Genomic DNA, 17,697 nt, shown 5'->3' with positions numbered 1-17,697 from the left:
TCATTCAATCTAACAAAGCAACTGAAACAGAGGTAATAGAAATTGCGTAAAAAGAAACTGGTAAAGAGAGTTGCAGGCATTGCTTTGACTGTTGGTGCAGTTATACTTGCCATTGTATGTGTTGGTAAAGTAAATCGCATTCAGAACGAAAAAGATATTATTGGCACATGGAAGGATGCAAATGCTGAGGAGATATTTACCTTTCAAGAAAACGGGGAACTTGCTGTGAGTAAAGATATGCCCGATTCGGGTCTATCCTGCGGTGACGCATATTATAGTTTTTCTTACTCGGATATAATCTGTGTTACACAGGGAAATAGTAGTGTAGAATTTGAGATAGAAGTAGATCAAAACGAATTGAAAATCTTCTTCATGGGACAAGAATATCTGGAATTGGAAAAGTAATGATTACAAATAAAAGAAAACCATTGAGCCGATAATTCGCATCCTCTGCGGACTAACGGCTCTGCATATATTTTGAACGCTATTTTCAGAAACATTGTGTTTTGCAGAAAAGCCCCTTGACAAATTCCATCTCAGAAGGCTATTCTTCTGGAATACGCTAAGAAGAATCACTTTCCGAACCCGGTGTTCTTTGTGGACGATGGATATTCCGGCACGAACTACGACCGCCCCGGCTTTCAGAGTATGCTGGTCGAGATTGAAGCGGGGCGTGTAGGAATCGTTATCACGAAGGATTTGTCCCGACTGGGACGCAATTCTGCCTTGACAGGTCTGTACACAAACTTCACTTTTCCCCAGTATGGCGTTCGCTACATTGCCATTAACGACAACTACGACACCATTGACCCGAACAGCGTAAACAACGATTTTGCGGGCATTAAGAACTGGTTCAACGAGTTTTACGCCCGTGATACCAGCCGCAAGATTCGGGCTGTTCAGAAGGCCAAGGGAGAGCGTGGAGTACCGCTGACGGTCAATGTGCCGTACGGCTATGTGAAAGACCCGGAGAACCTGAAACATTGGCTTGTTGATCCAGAAGCGGCTGCAATCGTGAAGCGCATCTTCTCCATGTGCATGGAAGGCCGTGGCCCGACCCAAATTGCAAACCAACTGTGGGTGGACAAAGTTCTGACTCCCACCGCCTATAAGTTGAGCCATGGCCTGAGTACGAACTCACCCGCCCCGGAAGACCCTTATCGCTGGGATAAAAGAGCAGTAAGTTCGATTCTGGAACGCCTGGAGTACACTGGCTGCACAGTCAACTTTAAGACCTATACTAACTCTATCTGGGATAAAAAGAGACATCTGAATCCCGTGGAAAATCAGGCTATCTTCCCGGATACACATGAGCGCATTATTGACGATGATGTGTTTGAAAAGGTTCAGGAGATTCGTAGCCAGCGTCACCGCATGACCCGGACAGGCAAGAGCAGCATTTTCTCCGGTATGGTCTACTGCGCTGACTGCGGTTCCAAGATGCAATATGGTTCGTCCAATCACAGGGACTTCAGTCAAGACTTCTTTGATTGCTCTCTGCACAAGAAGAACGGGAGCAAGTGCAAGGGACACTTCATCCGGGTAAAGGTTTTGGAGGGCCGTGTGCTAAGCCATGTTCAGCGGGTGACGGACTACATCCTCTGTCATGAGGACTACTTCCGCAAGGTCATGGAGGAGCAGCTTCGGGTGGAAAGCACCGAAAAGCTGACTGTCCTGAAGAAGCAGCTTGCCCGGAATGAGAAGCGGATCGCAGACCTCAAACGGCTGTTCATGAAGATTTACGAGGACAATGTTAACGGAAAGCTTAGCGATGACCGCTTCGACATGATGAGTCAGAGCTACGATGCCGAACAGAAGCAGCTGGAAGAGGAAGTTCTCTCCATCCAGCAGGAAATTGAAGTACAGGAACAGCAGATCGAGAATATTGAAAAGTTCGTCCAGAAAGCGCACAAGTACGTTCATATTGAAGAACTCACCCCTTATGCTCTCCGTGAACTGGTGTCGGCCATCTATGTGGATGCCCCGGATAAGTCCAGCGGAAAGCGGGTGCAGCACATCCATATCAAGTACGATGGGCTGGGGTACATCCCTCTGGATGAACTGGAAGCAAAAGAAAAGGCGTGACCGAAGTCACGCCAAATCTTCCCCATTTCGGGAGCTTTTGCAAATACTATTTTATGGGAACTCTGCTACGGGGAACGCCCTGCTGTACATATCGTTATCGTCTGTGGTCTTTGGCAGGGTGCGTCCGGGTGGACGCACCCTGTTTTTGTTTTGTATTTGATCTTCTAATCCATGGTTCAGACTGTATTCGCTCAAACACCCTTTAGAATGGTAGCTCTCATCATAGAGGTATCCTGGCTTTGTACTGTTCCAGCACATCTTTCAGCGTGATCTCTTGCATTCTTTGTTCCGCTGTTTTTTGAATGTCCAAGTAAAAATCCCGCAGCACCAGTTGAATATTTACGCCCACGCCACAGGCAGGATTGGTGTGAATGTCCTGATGGAGCAGGGGCTTGTTGCCCTCTACTGCCCGATAGGCATCCAGCAGAGTGATCTTCTCCGGCTCACGAGCCAGAGCGGGGCGGGGATGTCCCTTCACGCTGACCAGCAGCCCTCCCTTCCGCAAGGCGGACATGAGCTGGCGCACATAGGCAGGATTCGTCTGAATGCTCTCTGCCAGCTTGTTGCTGGTCAGATCGCAGTCTGGGTACAGAGCGATAAAAGCCAGAATATGAACAGCATCGCTAAGGCGGGTGGGATATTTCATAGCCTGATCTCCTTTTTTGCTTTGATGTTATTTTTATTATAACAGCATATTGACAGTGACGCAAGAGGATGCTAAAATCATTTGAAGTAAGAATAAAAATAACACCCACTTGAAAGGAATGACGACAATGAACTTCTATGATGATTTGGTCATGCAGACCCAGATGAATTATTCCAAGTACTATCCTATCTATGCTTCCGGCAGTACGCCTTATCAGCTGACTGACAAAAAGCCGCTACCGTACAGCGACCAGATCGATCGGTTGGTACAGGAGATAAAGGAAGCCGACTGTGTGGTAGTGGGCGGAGCCTCCGGTCTGTCCGCTGCCGGCGGCGGAGATTTTTACTACGAGGACAACGACTCCTACCGCAAATACTTCCGGCCTTTTGCTGAGAAGTACCACTTCAAAGGTGCTTTTGCAGGGATGGGTCACCCCTGGAAGACCCGGGAAGAGTATTGGGGGTATCTCGCCACCTTCCTTCATACCACCCAGACCGCACCTGTGCGTCATCCCTATCTGAATCTGGACGCTTTGCTGAAGGGCAAGGACTTCTTCATCCTCACCACCAACCAGGATACCCAGTTTGTCAAACTTTACCCGGAGGCGAAGGTGGCGGAGATCCAAGGAGATCACCGGTTCTTCCAGTGCGCCGCCTGCTGTACCGATGACACCTGGGATGCGGTAAAACCGGTGGCTGATATGGTGGCCGCTATGGGGGATGGCACGAAGATCCCCACAGATCTTATTCCCCGGTGCCCTCACTGCGGCGGCGAGGCATTCCCATGGGTGCGAGGATATGGGAATTTCCTGCAAGGAAAGAAATACGAAGAACAGTACGAAAAAATTTCTCGCTATGTACTGGAACACAAAGACAGTAAAATCCTGTTCCTAGAGCTGGGCGTTGGCCGAATGACTCCCATGTTCATTCAGGAGCCTTTCTGGAACCTGACCCTCAGCTTTCCCCATGCTCGATATATTGCGATCAACAACAAGTATGACTTCCTTCCCAAGCAGTTGGAGGACAAGGGCATGACCATTGTGGCCGACATTGCTCAAGTACTACGGGATGCACGGGACACCATGGAAAACGGAGATAACGATCAATGAGGATTGGAAACCAAGCGGCGCTTCAGGAACTTGCCGAGCGTATTGATCAAGCAGATGCCGTTGTGATCGGAGGCGGCTCCGGCCTGTCCAGCGCGGCCGGATACGACCACTACCATTGGTCTCCAGCACTTTCGGAGGCGCTGGCGCCCTTTCGCGAACAGTATGGCTTCACCTCCCCGCTGGCTGGATTCTACCATTGCTTTTCCAGCTATGGGGAACAGTGGGGGTATTACAGCCAATATATGCGCTTCCTGTGGGAAGCCCCTACCGGGCAGCCCTATCTGGACCTACAGGCGCTTGTTGCGGACAAACCTGCTTTTGTGCTGACCACCAATGTGGATCAGCAGTTTTTTCGGGTATTTCCCCAGAAACAAATCTGCGCCTTTCAGGGAGACTTTAGCTACTGCCAATGCAGTCAGCCTTGCCGGGATGATATTTGGGAAAACCGCGAGCTGGTGAAGGAGCTGACTGGTTGCTTGGCAGGTGTTCGCCTGCCGGAGGAAGCTGTTCCTCGTTGCCCGGATTGCGGGCGGGTGCTAGTGCCCTGGGTACGAGATGATACCTTCCTGGAGGGAACCTTCTGGCAGGATAGTCTGCACCGCTACCATAGCTTCCTGCGACATTGGATAATGGATCAGTCCGACAAAAAAGTCCTGCTGTTGGAACTTGGCGTGGGTGAGATGACGCCCAGTATCATCAAACTACCTTTCTGGGAACTTACTGCCAAAAACGAAAATGTTTTTTACGCCCGCCTCAACAAAGAGGCGTCCCATGCGCCAGAGCATTTGCGGGGACGCAGCCTGTATCTGCAAGGAGATTTGGCGGAAACTCTGGCCGCCCTCCGACAGGCGCGATCCATCGCAACAAGCATAAAATAGAAAGGGGCGAACGAATATGATTGATTGGAATCCTATTGCGGAAAAATTCAGAGAAGCGGACGCTATCCTGATCGGGGCCAGTAACGGACTGTCCATCACCGAAGGACTGCATTTGTTCGCAGACAATGTTGCCTTTGATGAATTGTTTGGAGATTTCAAACAAAAATACGGCTTACGTTGTATTTTGCAGGGCATGATGGCCGGATGGCCCTCTGAGGAGGAAAAGTGGGCTTTCTGGGCTCGGCTCATCCATCATTACTGCGGGCAGTACCGGCCTACGCCGGTGATGAACGATTTGAAGGCCATTGTGGGAGAGAAAGATTACTTTGTCGTCACATCAAACGGAGAAGGTCACTTTGAACTGTGTGGCTTCGATCCGACGAAAATCTATGAGATCGAGGGCAACTGGTTTACGATGCAGTGTGCCCGCCCCTGCCACGACACCCTCTATTCAAGTTTAGAGGTGGCCGAAAAATTATCGGCTGCCGAACAGGGCTGCCATGTGCCTACAGAGTTGGTGCCGCGCTGTCCCAAGTGCGGAGGTCCCATGGACATCCACATGGGCGCAGGTCAGAGAATGATTCCGGATACCGCTGCCCAAGCACGGTTTCAAAACTTTCTGAAAACCTACCACGGGAAGAAACTGGTGGTTCTGGAGCTGGGCATTGGCTGGCGCAATCAGCTGATCAAGGCCCCGATGATGCGTCTGGTGGCCAGCGAGCCAAACGCCACTTATGTGACCATCAATCTGGGCGAGGTCTACATTGCGGACAATATCAAAGAGAAGTCCTTCGGACTGGACGGGCGGCTGGATGAGTTGCTGCCTGCTCTCCGGGAGGCGTGCGAGGCATAACGATTTACGTATTTTCCGGACATAGCAAAACCTCCTCGTGTAGTTCTATTATCCTACACGGGGAGGCTTTTTGTCTATTGTCTACTTTTTATGGATCGGTTCAATTTTACACCTCTCCGGCGGTTTACACAACTATTGGGACGGTCTCCAAAAAATGCTGGACAACACCAGCTCAAAAATGGTATTGTCCAGCATTCATTTAGATTTCCAGCCTGTGGCTCCCAGTTACGTTTTTCAAATATTCCTTCGGATCGCCATTCAGAATCAAATCTGCATAGCCCAGCGGGTCATTGTAGATGAGATAGTCCAGTTCTGACCGCTGTGCCATGGTAACGTCCAATTCATCCTCGACCCCAGTGCAGTCAATGGAGATCATTCTCCCATCCCGGAGCAGCAGCTCCACGAAACCGGTGTCCATGTTGAATTTGCAGGTTCTTTCATCGTACTTCATACTCGTGTCCTTTCCGCCTTACGGCACCTTTACAGTTGTGACTTTCGTTACACGTTTTTTTGGTAAGGTTTCGGACACACAGCCGTTTGGAACGAGCCTGAATTGTCATTTCCGAAGAAAACAAAAAATCCGAACCCTTCTCCTATTGAGAAAAGGTTCGGATTTTCATGGTTTGGTGCGATGGAAGGGACTCGAACCCCCGGCCTACTGATTCGTAGCGCACGCCGGGCGATTCCCTCAATTTTTGGAAGTTACGTTTTAACGTTATTTCTTTGCGATGTATCGCAGGTTTTGAACTTCGAGTTTCTGCACCCTTTGTTCGATTTTGCAACAATTTGCACCCTTTGCACGTTTTGAAACCGTGCAAAAACCGTGCAGAAACCGTGCACTTACTCCCGGACAAACTAAAAACCACTTCATCCGACAACGACTTGACGGCATTGGTTCGAGTGACCGCACACCATAAATCAAGTCTTGGAGGATACTATTATGACAAAATTGCTTTCCTGCCGCTACAACATGGACACCAACCAAGTGGAAGCCCGGTTCAAGGATGGCACCACTCTTGCCATCGACTGCATCGCCGTCGAGGATGAGTACGGCAGCACCCTGGCACAGCGGGCAGAACTGGACTGGCTGCTCTACAATGAGCCCTTGGAGTACGCACAGATGGTGCTGAGAGAGGAGATGGAGCATTATCTTTCCCTCGGCTGCGACCACAGTAGGCTGGAAGATTGAGCCTTAGAAAACACGCGGTAAAACTGCTAATCGCGCGGCGCGCGTTTTTATCGCTGACTTTTATTCCGGCAACATTGCACGCGTGCATTCCAGCGTGCGATTCCACTTTTCCAAAATTCAATCGTATTACAGTTCATTTTTGCAAATTCTCACTTTCACGTTGCACCTTCCCACGCATAAAAAATGCACGCCCGTGCGATTTTGGTTCGCAGTTTATTCGCGGTCAGCTGGATTTATTCGCGCTTTGTTCGCACGATTGCGCGTTTTCAGCGTAAATCCCGAAAAGTCAGCGTAAGAATCAGCGCAAAATTTTACTTAACGCTTTTATACTTTGTACTTTGGCCTACTCCATCGACCTGTAATAGGCCTTCCTTACATATCTAACGCAGGATATCATGTAGTAAATTTTATAACCGCCACAGACTAATGAACACCTTTTCGCCGGTCAGTTCTCCAAGGCACCTTGCCCACTGGGCAAGGGTCTGTTCATCCGCATACCAAACGGTATCGTTTTTTCGGCCCTCGCTGTAAGAAAAATATAGTGCCCCGCTGCTCTCATCTCGCTCTGGGGTCACACCCGCTTTTTCTGCCAACACCTTTGCCTCTGCCGCGCGGCACTGGGTTGCCGTTGTTCCATCGTTCTCCCAGATATAACCGCCATTGGCCAGCGCATAAGAGATGTTCGGCAACACACGGAATTTTTCATATACCTGTTGCAAGAATGCAAAATCGGCTTTGGGACCCGGCATAGTGCCATTGCCGTAAAGGTTATAACACATCACCACATATTCTGCCCCTGCCGGGAAATCCAGCTGCTCCACCGGCGTGCTTGGCTCCAGCACGATCCGCACCTTCAACCCGGCATCCTCTGCCAGAAGCAGCAGTTTTTCTTCAAACTTCAGGAACGTCTGCCACAGATCCAGATCCTTACGGATCTTTTCGTAGTCGATCTCAATGCCGTCAAACCCGTTTTCACTTGCCAGCCGAACCAGTTGCTCCGCATGGCTTTGTGCGGCTTCGTCCGTGCCAAGAACTTTTTGCAGGATAGCTGTATCCTTCTGGATGGTCTTGCCGTTCTCCGTCACATCGTTCACGATGGACAGGTAGACTGTTTTATTTTTAGTCTGCTCCCTGCGCCGGATCTTTTTCAGCATCCGGGTGGTCGGCTCCGGGATCGTCACCTCACCATTCTGGAACGATGCCGCAAACAAGCTGATCTCGTCCACCTTCTCCGCTTCATCCTGCAGCACCTCTATGTCACCGGCACAGTCCCAGTAAGTGCTCCAAATTGTCAGCTGTGTGCTCTCCGGCACCAGCGCCTCCACCTCTTGCACAGTACAGGTATCCGGTTCCACTGTTTCCGGCTCTTCCGCTGTTTTATGTCCCATGCATCCGGTTAGAAATGGCAGACACAGCAAAGCTGCAAGCGCTCTTTCCAAAATGTTCATACCCTCTCCTTACAAGTTCTCGATAAACCAGTTCAGCGTAGCGTTCCACGCATTCTGAATTACATCTAGTACCTTTGCCCAGCCGTGCAGACAGTTGTCGTACAGAGTTACATCCCCGGCGGTGATGGTCAGATTTTTGAACACGCCGTCATACACGTCGTCCGCAACATTGCGCTGACTGTAGCCCCAGCCGCCCCAGCTTGCGCCCAGTGCAATCCCCCCTGAATCCTGTACCGAAACACCCACTGCGCCGGTCACATCTTCCCCATTCACCAGCACACGCAAGGTATCGCCCTGCAGCTGGATCTTAAGGTTCGTATCGCCCTGCTCGTTGATCTGGATATCCGCCACATATTCTTCAGCGCCCTGTGCCACCGTATCGGCCTGCTGCTGGCTGGCTTTGCGGGCGGCAGCATAAAACACAAGGCTGTCTGCCGCACTGTCCGCAAATCGGCCGCGCATCGTGTATTCTGCGGTCAGTGCGTCCCGGTCATCCTCTTCCACAGAAACGCGGTCCTCTGCGGGAACAAGATCGTGCAGGTCCAGCTCAAACAGATCACTGCGTGAGCCGCCGTCCTTTTCCGAGACGACCAGATGATCGTTCTGCAGCGATACCATGATGCAGCGGCTTCGTTCCTCGTTTGCCCGCAGATAAATCGTCTGCGTTCCAATTTTGTTGCCTTGTAAGTCCACAGATACCTGTACATCCTCTGCGTCGGCGTTTTTCAAAGTGACAACACCTTCGCCCTGCGGCAGACTGGTCAGGATGATCTGATCTGTTTTATACTCCACTGCACCGCTTTTCAGCAGCCAGTTTTCACTTTCCTGCTCTGCAAGAGCCTGACTGCCCTTTACAAAGAGGATGCTGCTCTTCTGACCCTCCGGCAGATCGTCCCACAGGCGCATCAACAGGTGGTTTGTGCTCCAGCAAGCCTGCGGCTGAATACGGGTAAGATCGTACAGAGAGGATCCCTTGTTGTTGTAGGAATAACCATCCCGGTTGAAGTTTATCTCAAACAGATCTTCGAGGTTTTCTGCATTCACAGCGCTGACGCTGGCATTGTTGCCAAAGCGACCCGTATTGGAGTGCATCAGGCAGTACAGCTTTGGCACACTGCCCAGCTGTTCAGTGTAGATCTGCTCCATATAGCGGTAGTCCTGCGTGATGCGGTGCTCCATAGCAGTGCGGCTCTCCACAGGGATGCGATCCTTATCCCTGATATAGTCCATCAGGTAATGGTTGTAGTCCCGGCCAAGGTACTGGTTCACCCGCACAAATTCATCGCTGGTCATCTGTCCCAGAAAACGGCCGTACCGGTCATAGCTGTTGATGTACGAAAGTCGGTAGCCGTTGGTGCCCAGCTCCCAGAAGCCGTTTTTCTCCAGATTTTTTAGATCCTTTGCCGAGAGAAATTTCGGATCCTTTTCCGCAAACTTATCGGCATAGCTCAGGATCGTAGCCTTGAAGTTGTATTTTTCCAAGATCTTGCTGGCAAACAGCGCCGTATCCCGGCGGCCATCCTCAAACATGAGGAACAGCGCCTTATCCGGCAGAGCGGTTCCGTTCTGATAATAGTTCAGGATGTCCTGCTGGCTGACCGTAACATAGCCCAGATCGTGCAGAGCTTTGAGCTGCTCATCCAGCTGCTTTGTCGAAATCAGGGTATCCGTGCCCTGACGATCCACGCCAAAGTAGGACACGACAATAAAGCCGTTGTCCGCTCCGCTGACGATGGCCGGGTCGGAAGGGTCATAGGGCTCGTAGTTCTTACTGATGCTCAGCGCACGGATGGCGGCAAAAAGCACCGCCAGAAGCACCAGCCCTTCCAATATGGTTCGCACGATCTTGATCTTGTCTTTTCGTGTTTCTATTTTATACATTTGCGTGCTTTCCCCGTTTGTTCTCTGCGTGTTTTCCTGCGCTGGGCGCAGCGTGCTTTTCACCGGAGACTGCGTCCGCCTCGGCTCTCGTTCCCTCGTTTTTTTCTATGGCATCCGGCTCAGCTGTATCCACCGGAGCATTTTTGTGCCGCTGACGCTTTTCTTTTTCCTTCACATCGCTTGGGGTCATGCGCGTTCCCCATGTAGACTTCCAGAAAGTGACCCATGCAAGCGGCATCTGCCACAGCAAAACCGCCTCGTAATACAGGCAGAACAAAAAACCGAAGTACCATGTAGAGCTCTTGCGGAAAAACAGCTGCGCAATGCTCATCATCAGCGACATCAGAAGCAGACCCACAAGGAAGGTTGTAGGGAAAATGTGCTGCGTGAACGGCACATAAAACAGATTGTATGCCACCACAATGGGCGCAAGAATGGGCACCAGCAGGCCGATGTAGAAATTCAGCGCAGCAAACGGCTCCTTGCGCCACATGAACGCACCTGCCATCAGGGATTCCCGCAGCCATGAGCGCTTCCATCGCATCTGCTGCTTGAGAAAAACCTTCTGCTTGTTGGGCACGATGGTAGAGCAGACCGCCGTATCCTGATAATAGGTGCGGTGATGGCTCAGCACAAAGTTCGTCATGGCGCGGTCATCGCCGAATGTGGCCTTATGTCCCAGGAATTTCTGGTTCAGCCACGCTTCCTCATGCTCCTTGACGATGGACTTTCGGTAGCAGGAGAGAGGGCCGGAAAGGCAGGTGACCGTATCAAACAATGCCTCGGACGCCTTCATAACGCGGAACGCGATATAATAACGGACAGACTGCATCTTGGTCAGGCTGTTGGTATAGGTGTTGGCCACATCGGTACGCCCGGCCACGCCGCCCATCTTCGGGTCCTTGAACGGCTGCACCAGATTCACCACCGCATAGGGATCCAGAAAGCTGTCTGAATCCACAAAAATCACAAACTCGCCCTTTGCCACGTCCACGCCACGACACAGTGCCGCACGCTTGCCAGCGTTCTGCTCCTGCACGATATAGGACAGCCGGTTTCGGATATTCATGCGCTCTCCCTCGGCAGAGGCTATTTTTTCAATCGTATCCTTGATCACCTCTACCGAACGGTCAGTGGAACAGTCATCCACCACGATTACTTCCAGCTTATCCGGCGGATAGTTTTGGTTCATACAGGAGATGATCGTGCGGCTGATCCATGTTTCCTCGTTGAAGCAGGGGATAATAATAGTCACGCTGGGCTTGAACGCCGGGTCGATCTTTACCGGGCGGTACAGTGCACCGAAGGCATACCGGGTAAGCAGGAACATAGCCGCAATGATGCTGTAAGAGTACATGACGGCATTGTACTTGAAGTAGATCACGCTCTCGCTGCGCATCAGCACCACCATCATGCTGATGAACAGCAGCAGGATCACACTGCTCACATACAGATAGCGGTCCTTATGGCGGTGCATATATGTACCCAGGTCCTCAGCAAATTCAAAACCGGCGCAGGTCTCGCCATCCCGCTCAAAAACGCGCACGCAGGAAGCTGCCGTATGGATCGACATCTCGTGGCCTTCCGGCATACTTCCGGGTGGGATATCGAACCGCAGCTCTGTTTCTGAAGCTTCCTTCAGCTGCTCTGCATCCTCTTTTTCCAACCGGACAAGAATACCCGTTTCGGAGATATCGCGGCTCTCGCCCTTCAGCGTGTGTGCCTTGCCGTCCTGATCTCTGAAATCTACTGTGACCGGAAACTTTGACTTATACCGGATGCCGGACTTGCGCTTTTTCATCACCGCATCTACATCGTTTGGATCGTCCACAACACCGCGCCGGTCAAAGGACGCACGCTGTCCGGTGGGATCCGGTACGTCCGGCAGGATACGCCGGTCCAGCCGCTCACTGAGCAGAATGTCCCCGTCAAATGTTTCCAGCGTCACGTTTTTCTTTTTATCCGCGGTATGTTTTTCCGCCTTTTTCCGAAAAAGACTCACGCTTTTCTCCTTATCAAAAAATCCAATATCAACCGACCGTATGTGTTCGGAGATAATCGACCCACAGAGTATATCCAGCAGACTTGAGGTGATATCCATCTTCCTGTGCGATGTCTGCTTTTAGATTTCCATTTTCATCTGCCAGCACATCCCACAAATCCAGATAGTAGCAGTTTTTTTCTTGTGCAATTAAAGCCAATTCCTGATTAACTTGTTTCAATCTTGTCTGATTCAATCCAGGATGCTCCACAGAGGCAGAAAGCTGCACAGGCGTAATAGATTGAATGTAAATCGTTGCCCCAGGCACTGCCTGCGCAACTGCATCCAGCATAAGACGATAATATGCAAGAAAGCCGTTATAATCGCCGTCTGTACCTAATACATTGGTGCCAAGCAAAATATAGACCGCTTTCGGATTTTGTGCCGCAAGCTTTTCCAGCGGTTTCTCCGATGTGCCATCTTCCCGCATACAAGTCATATCGGTTGCAATGGCATTGGGGCCGATGCCCTTATATGCACAGAACTTCGCATTGGGCAAACCAGTTTTATAGGATTCCATTCCAAGCGTCAAACTATCGCCTATAAAAGTAACATCATCGAAATAGTTCAGAGGGACTGCTGTCGTTTCAGGAACTGTTACAACACCATTCAAAACCTTGCCCAACACGATTTTGACCAGCTTGCATCCGCTTGCGCTGATTGCTTCGCTGACCGCATCCGACGCAGTTTCGCTCGGCATCAAAACAACATCTGATTCCGAATTATATCGCCATTTCGCATATTTTTCCCATGCATTCAAGTAATTCATCATTGCGTCAAACGTCTGTGGATAGTCATCTGACGGTTTATATGCAATGCCAATTCTATTTCCTTCTTTTAGTGTTTTCTCTACCGCATCTGGGCAGTTCATAAGTTCATTCAGCGTCAGAAAGAACATTCCTTTGGCATCTGGATCTTTTACTTTAGCGATCGTGCTGACCGCTGCAGCTTTTCCACCCATTCCGTACTGCGAAAATCCCTCCGAACGCTCACTTGTGTAAACCATATTCTCTACTGTTGCCAGCTTGTGGTCATTCTGTTTGCGCAGGGCGCTGAGCTCCTGCGGGGTCAATGTGGGCAGCGTACCGGATTTTTGGATCACCGTTGCCAGATCTGTCAGTTGCAGTCCGGCCTGCTCTGCCTGCTGCTTCAGGGCGGAAAGGTGCTCTGTGTCCAGTGTGTCCAACAGATACAACGAGCCTGCCTGCATTTGCTCCGGATTTTCCGGCATCACGATCTTTGTGTTCAGCAGACGCGCCGCAACCCGGAGCGAAGTCATAGCCTCTGCATCGGTCTGCGCATCGGCAAGCACCAGTCCGGAAGCACTTTCAAAGGTGCAAAGTGCATCGTACAGCTTATCGAATACTGCCATGCGGGAAAGGCCCTTCAGCTGCTCTGCGGGCAGATACAGACCAACGCTGCACCCTGCCGCTTCCAGCCTTGCAAGCTCCTCGCTGCGCGCAGCGGCTTCTTCCGCTGTGGCAAAATAGGTCGCAGTTATATTCTGCTGCGTCAGAATTTCCAGTGCAGCATCCATGCCGTCCGCAGACGGCAGTGTTCTGATTGCCACACCTGCCTGCTTTTGATTTGTCAGACAGCTGCGGTAAATCGGAGCCATCTCGGCATCCGCTATCTCCGCTTCGCTCCGCAGCACATCCAGCCCCTTTACGCGGCTAAAACGGCTTACATATTCCGTTTTCATATCCTGCGCTTTCAGTGCCTGCACCAGCCAGTTCACCTGTGTCAGAATATCTGCTTTTTCGTCTTCCGGCTGCTTGGTGTCGTCCAGCTCCGGCTGCTTGTCGATAGCAGGCTTTTCAGCGGTGACAGCGTCTTCGTTCTGTATTTCTTCCGCTACGCCTCGCAGGTTGACCACCACAACGGCATCGCCCTGCAATCCGGCCACAAAGCTCTCCGCATCGGCGGCAGCTTCAAAGCTGCTCTCGCTCAGCACATGGCTGTCTGCCGCCTGCACCACCGCTTCATAGCCACTGACAGAAGCCGCCCGCAGCACATCGCCGGTCAATGCGGTACTGCTGCAATACAGCAGCGGAACGCTCTCGTTCGCCGCTGTGGCAATAGCCTCGCGGGATTTAAGCATGGTGCTCACCATTTCCTGCGTGGTCCTGGTATGCAGGTTGCTTTCGCCCGCCGCGCCATTGCTCAGCAGGTCGTTTCCCTCTGCCAGCATATCCGTAAGAAAGTCCTCATTATCCAGTGCCTCGGCAGCTGAAAGGGCAAAGCTAGCCTTCAGTCCATTCTGCTTTATCAGCTCCAGAACAGCATGGTTCGTGTCCGCCTCCTCCGTCAGACCCACGAACACAAGACCCACGCGGGTGGTTTCACCCGGAGCGCCCTGAATGATATCAGCCGGGGCACTCTCGCTCAGACCCTTCAGCGCCAGCTCCACCGCATTACTTCCCGTCTCGATGGTGCCGTCCACATTCGCTACGGCATCCGAAAGATAGGTGCGATTGTGGTAGTACAGCAGCCAGACCACTGCAGCCGCAATGCACAGACCCAGCAGAACGCCCAGCAGCGCCAGGCTGCGGACCCGTCTGCGTTTCGTCACATTCTCCACCATGTAATTTCAAGCTCCTTCAACTGCGACACCGGCCATTCGCCTTTTACATCCAGCAGCACACGCTTTGCCCCGCCATCCGGGCGGAACAGTGCCATCAGTCCGGGCAATCCCATTTCACGGAACTGCCGGTGCGCCACCGCGTGCAGAATGCAGTCGGCGTTTTCCACCTGCTCCAAATCGGTCAGCGCAACGCCATATTCCTTCTGTACCAGCGCCTTGTCTGCACAGGGATCCACTACAACAGGGCAGATGCCGTACTCTTCCAAAGTATGTACAATGTCGGCCACCCGGGTATTACGGACATCCGGGCAGTTTTCCTTAAAGGTGAACCCAAGGATCACCACACGGGCCTGCGCCGGTGCAAGCCCGGCCTGCACCATCTTTTTTACCGCCATCTCTGCCACGAAGCGCCCCATGGAATCGTTCATTCTGCGGCCGGCTGCCACGATCTGACTTTCATAGCCCACCTGATGCGCCTTGTAAATAAAGTAATAGGGATCCACCCCGATGCAGTGGCCGCCCACCAGCCCCGGGCGAAAACCCAGTGCATTCCACTTGGTGTTCATGCCGTCCACAACTTCGTTGGTATCGATTCCAATTTTTTCAAAGACCTCCGCCGCCTCGTTCATGAATGCTATATTGATATCCCGCTGGCTGTTTTCTACCAGCTTGATCGCTTCAGCAGTTTTGATGGAGGAGACCGGGAAGGTACCGGCGTCAATGATCCTGTCGTAGACGCTCTTTACCTTTGTCAGTGTTTCCGCGTCCATGCCCGAAACGATTTTTCGGATGGTGCGCAGCGTATGGACTTTGTCGCCCGGATTGATGCGTTCCGGCGAATATCCGATCTTGAAGTCTGTGCCGCCCTTCAATCCACTTTCTTGCTCCAGGATCGGCAGACAGAGCTCCTCTGTCACACCGGGGTAGACCGTGCTCTCATAGACCACCGTTGCGCCCAGCTTCAGGTTACGCCCCACCGTACGGCTGGCCGAAATGACCGGGGTCAGATCCGGGGTATTGTCCGGGTGGATCGGCGTCGGAACTGCCACAATGACGAAATCCGCCTGCCGGAGCTCCGCTTCCTTTGCTGTAAAATGAACAGAGCTGGCCGCAACAGCTGCATCACCCACTTCTGTTGTCACGTCCTCGCCCTTGCAGTAACGTGCAATTTTCTGTGCATCAACATCATATCCGATCACATCCATGATCTCCGAAAAGGCAACTGCCAGCGGCAAGCCCACATAGCCCAAACCGACCACAGCCAGCTTGCCTTCAAAAGCTTCTGTTTGATAACTCATTTTACAGTTCCTCCGTTTCGAATCACTTGGTACCTTTTGATAGAGCCGATTATTACCTCATGTTCTCCTGAATTTTTTAAACGCTGTATTTTTTTCATTATATCGCTTTTTTGCAGATGCCGCAAGACATTTTTTAAACATCACATTACTTCCATACAGGGAATGCGCTCGTCGTTCCTCTTGTCACGGCCATGGGCAAGCGGATCAGCGCACTGGCCGAGGACAAGCAGCGCAGTTGATGGGCGTTTCTCTTGGGTTTCCAAAGGGGTGCGGGTCGCCAGTGGCGACCTCAAAATGCAGCGCATTTTGAAGCACCTGACCGAGCCGACAGGCGAGAGGCAGCACCCCTTTGGCACACGACTTTGCCTGCAAAGTCTAGTGTGTTACACCTTGGTTCCGGCTGACGCGGAAAAGGGGCTGCGAGAGGTTCCGGCAAGCACCTGTTCTGCGGCAGAAGGATGCGCGGATGGGCGTGGCAGTTGACGGTCTTTGCCCACCCAGCACAGGCTTGCAGAGGAACCAATGGTGTACGTTCTCCCGTCCTGCCGCAGCAGCGTTTTTCCCCTATAAGGCACAGGGAAAACGATCAACGTCTGTGCTTGCCCCGGTTGCCTGCAAGTGTCCCCGGTTTCAGCATTGCCGTTTTATAAAGAATCTTCTTTATCAGCTTTCTTTCATCTTCTGTCAGCTTATCGTAGTTGATGCCGATCGCCTTCAATGCCGTTCGGATCTTCTTTTCATCCGCAGACCCTTCAAGTTTCTGTGCATCCTCCAGTTCCTTCATCAGGTTGTCGATCATTGCACCATCCGAAGTGGTCTTGTCCTTGCGGTGTTCCGTCTTGATGTTCTTCAGGATAGCCACCAACTCGTCATACAAGACCCGGCCAAAGTACTCATCTTCATCGATCTGCCCCAGCTTCAAGGTGCTCATGTACAGATCATTTTCATCTGCTGCATACTTCTTTTTCAGCATTTGCCGGGTCGCTTCCAGACCAGCATTGAGGTTTTGAATGTTTGCGCTGACATATCCATCCACATAGATTTCCAGATCGGTCATGAACCGCCGGAAATTCTCATGCACGATCAGTTCGCACAGCAGCCGATGATTGAATTTTCCATTCCTTAATACGTCCACTGCGCCATCGCTCAGATGCAAGTCCGAAAGGACTGCATCTGGGCGTTTTTTGTTTTCCGTCACCCCCAGCAGGTAGTCCGTGGTCACGCCATAGAACTCAGCCAGCGTTGTCACCGCATAAATGCTGAGGTCGGTCACATCGTCGCTCTCATATTTCGACAGTGCCGATTTGGACAGACCCGTCTGCTCTGCCAGCGTTTCCAGCTTCAGATTCCGCTCCACACGCAGGTCTTTGAGCCGTTCTCCCAGTGTCAGCTTGATGTTCATGGTCGCACCTCCGATGTTTTTTGCACAGTATACCACTTCCAGCGGTTCCTGTCCATAAGCGTGGAATTTTGCAGTTTCTGCACCTGTTTTCCGACATTATGGATATACGGCACAGCGGCCATGGAGGTGCTATCCTATAGACAGAAAGAAAACATATTAACTCCCCAGCAGCGAACATATTAAGGGCTTCCCGCGAAAGCCCTCTGAAATATCTTTCATAACAGAACCTTGAGAACAGAATGACCGTCCGAACTGCCCAGACCGCCAAGACCTCCCATCGGGGG

14 protein-coding genes are annotated in these 17,697 nt (G+C 51.6%); 6 read left to right on the top strand and 8 right to left on the bottom strand.

What is annotated here, in order from left to right; all coding sequences use genetic code 11:
* The first annotated feature begins 42 nt into the window (after positions 1 to 42).
* Both MTP36_RS00445 and MTP36_RS00440 read left to right on the top strand, forming a co-directional pair.
* Positions 43 to 405, top strand: coding sequence for a hypothetical protein (locus tag MTP36_RS00445; protein WP_055145343.1), 363 nt, complete (start codon positions 43 to 45; stop codon positions 403 to 405).
* Positions 406 to 528: 123 nt separating this feature from the next.
* Positions 529 to 2,085, top strand: a complete 1,557-nt coding sequence (locus MTP36_RS00440; RefSeq protein ID WP_256466548.1) for a recombinase family protein — start codon at positions 529 to 531, stop codon at positions 2,083 to 2,085.
* Between the two features lie 220 nt (positions 2,086 to 2,305).
* Here the strand turns inward: MTP36_RS00440 and MTP36_RS00435 are convergent, their stop codons facing one another.
* Positions 2,306 to 2,731, bottom strand: coding sequence for an Rrf2 family transcriptional regulator (locus tag MTP36_RS00435; protein ID WP_223382691.1), 426 nt, complete (start codon positions 2,729 to 2,731; stop codon positions 2,306 to 2,308).
* 127 nt (positions 2,732 to 2,858) lie between these two features.
* On the opposite strand from MTP36_RS00435, the gene MTP36_RS00430 reads away from it, so the two are divergent.
* The 3 genes from MTP36_RS00430 to MTP36_RS00420 are packed head-to-tail and all read left to right on the top strand — an operon-like array spanning position 2,859 to position 5,570.
* Positions 2,859 to 3,839 carry an NAD-dependent protein deacetylase gene (locus MTP36_RS00430; protein ID WP_249252750.1) on the top strand — a complete coding sequence of 327 codons (981 nt, stop codon included), beginning with the start codon at positions 2,859 to 2,861 and terminating at the stop codon, positions 3,837 to 3,839.
* The gene (locus MTP36_RS00425) at positions 3,836 to 4,717 is read left to right on the top strand and encodes an NAD-dependent protein deacetylase, SIR2 family (protein ID WP_249252748.1); all 882 of its coding nucleotides are present in this window, start codon (positions 3,836 to 3,838) and stop codon (positions 4,715 to 4,717) included. The genes MTP36_RS00430 and MTP36_RS00425 overlap by 4 nt, the downstream gene beginning before the upstream one ends.
* A gap of 16 nt (positions 4,718 to 4,733) precedes the next feature.
* Positions 4,734 to 5,570: an NAD-dependent protein deacetylase, SIR2 family gene (locus MTP36_RS00420; protein ID WP_249252746.1), complete on the top strand. Its 837-nt coding sequence runs from the start codon at positions 4,734 to 4,736 to the stop codon at positions 5,568 to 5,570.
* Positions 5,571 to 5,769: 199 nt separating this feature from the next.
* Here MTP36_RS00420 and MTP36_RS00415 read toward each other — a convergent pair whose 3' ends face one another.
* Entirely contained in the window at positions 5,770 to 6,021 is a 252-nt protein-coding gene (locus tag MTP36_RS00415; protein WP_249252744.1) for a DUF6061 family protein, read from the bottom strand.
* Positions 6,022 to 6,510: 489 nt separating this feature from the next.
* On the opposite strand from MTP36_RS00415, the gene MTP36_RS00410 reads away from it, so the two are divergent.
* Positions 6,511 to 6,759, top strand: coding sequence for a DUF6061 family protein (locus MTP36_RS00410; RefSeq protein WP_249252742.1), 249 nt, complete (start codon positions 6,511 to 6,513; stop codon positions 6,757 to 6,759).
* A 407-nt stretch (positions 6,760 to 7,166) separates the two neighbouring features.
* Here MTP36_RS00410 and MTP36_RS00405 read toward each other — a convergent pair whose 3' ends face one another.
* From MTP36_RS00405 to MTP36_RS00380, 6 genes are all read right to left on the bottom strand, one after another.
* Positions 7,167 to 8,207, bottom strand: a complete 1,041-nt coding sequence (locus MTP36_RS00405; protein WP_249252733.1) for a glycosyl hydrolase family 18 protein — start codon at positions 8,205 to 8,207, stop codon at positions 7,167 to 7,169.
* A 9-nt stretch (positions 8,208 to 8,216) separates the two neighbouring features.
* Positions 8,217 to 10,088, bottom strand: a complete 1,872-nt coding sequence (locus MTP36_RS00400; protein WP_249252732.1) for a polysaccharide deacetylase family protein — start codon at positions 10,086 to 10,088, stop codon at positions 8,217 to 8,219.
* Complete coding sequence (locus MTP36_RS00395) at positions 10,081 to 12,036, bottom strand: glycosyltransferase (protein WP_249252722.1); 1,956 nt, start codon at positions 12,034 to 12,036, stop codon at positions 10,081 to 10,083. Before MTP36_RS00395 ends, MTP36_RS00400 begins: the two co-directional genes overlap by 8 nt.
* A gap of 82 nt (positions 12,037 to 12,118) precedes the next feature.
* Positions 12,119 to 14,452 carry a GDSL-type esterase/lipase family protein gene (locus MTP36_RS00390; protein WP_249252720.1) on the bottom strand — a complete coding sequence of 778 codons (2,334 nt, stop codon included), beginning with the start codon at positions 14,450 to 14,452 and terminating at the stop codon, positions 12,119 to 12,121.
* 245 nt (positions 14,453 to 14,697) lie between these two features.
* The gene (locus tag MTP36_RS00385) at positions 14,698 to 16,011 is read right to left on the bottom strand and encodes a nucleotide sugar dehydrogenase (RefSeq protein WP_249252712.1); all 1,314 of its coding nucleotides are present in this window, start codon (positions 16,009 to 16,011) and stop codon (positions 14,698 to 14,700) included.
* A 586-nt stretch (positions 16,012 to 16,597) separates the two neighbouring features.
* Entirely contained in the window at positions 16,598 to 17,413 is an 816-nt protein-coding gene (locus MTP36_RS00380) for a helix-turn-helix domain-containing protein (protein ID WP_112091428.1), read from the bottom strand.
* Between the last annotated feature and the right edge of the window lie 284 nt (positions 17,414 to 17,697).

The sequence above is a fragment of the Faecalibacterium sp. I4-1-79 genome, assembly GCF_023347235.1.
Classification (GTDB): Bacteria; Bacillota; Clostridia; order Oscillospirales; family Ruminococcaceae; genus Faecalibacterium; species Faecalibacterium tardum.
The sequence above is the reverse complement of the archived record's forward strand: the minus strand, read 5'-3'. Positions and strand labels throughout refer to the sequence as shown.

Bases quoted from the DNA above. Each gene is read 5' to 3' on its own strand.
- MTP36_RS00430 (WP_249252750.1), top strand. From the start codon at position 2,859: ATGAACTTCTATGATGATTTGGTCATGCAGACCCAGATGAATTATTCC.
- MTP36_RS00415 (WP_249252744.1), bottom strand. From the start codon at position 6,021: ATGAAGTACGATGAAAGAACCTGCAAATTCAACATGGACACCGGTTTC.
- MTP36_RS00385 (WP_249252712.1), bottom strand. From the start codon at position 16,011: ATGAGTTATCAAACAGAAGCTTTTGAAGGCAAGCTGGCTGTGGTCGGT.
- MTP36_RS00425 (WP_249252748.1), top strand. From the start codon at position 3,836: ATGAGGATTGGAAACCAAGCGGCGCTTCAGGAACTTGCCGAGCGTATT.
- MTP36_RS00420 (WP_249252746.1), top strand. From the start codon at position 4,734: ATGATTGATTGGAATCCTATTGCGGAAAAATTCAGAGAAGCGGACGCT.
- MTP36_RS00410 (WP_249252742.1), top strand. From the start codon at position 6,511: ATGACAAAATTGCTTTCCTGCCGCTACAACATGGACACCAACCAAGTG.
- MTP36_RS00400 (WP_249252732.1), bottom strand. From the start codon at position 10,088: ATGTATAAAATAGAAACACGAAAAGACAAGATCAAGATCGTGCGAACC.
- MTP36_RS00380 (WP_112091428.1), bottom strand. From the start codon at position 17,413: ATGAACATCAAGCTGACACTGGGAGAACGGCTCAAAGACCTGCGTGTG.
- MTP36_RS00435 (WP_223382691.1), bottom strand. From the start codon at position 2,731: ATGAAATATCCCACCCGCCTTAGCGATGCTGTTCATATTCTGGCTTTT.
- MTP36_RS00405 (WP_249252733.1), bottom strand. From the start codon at position 8,207: ATGAACATTTTGGAAAGAGCGCTTGCAGCTTTGCTGTGTCTGCCATTT.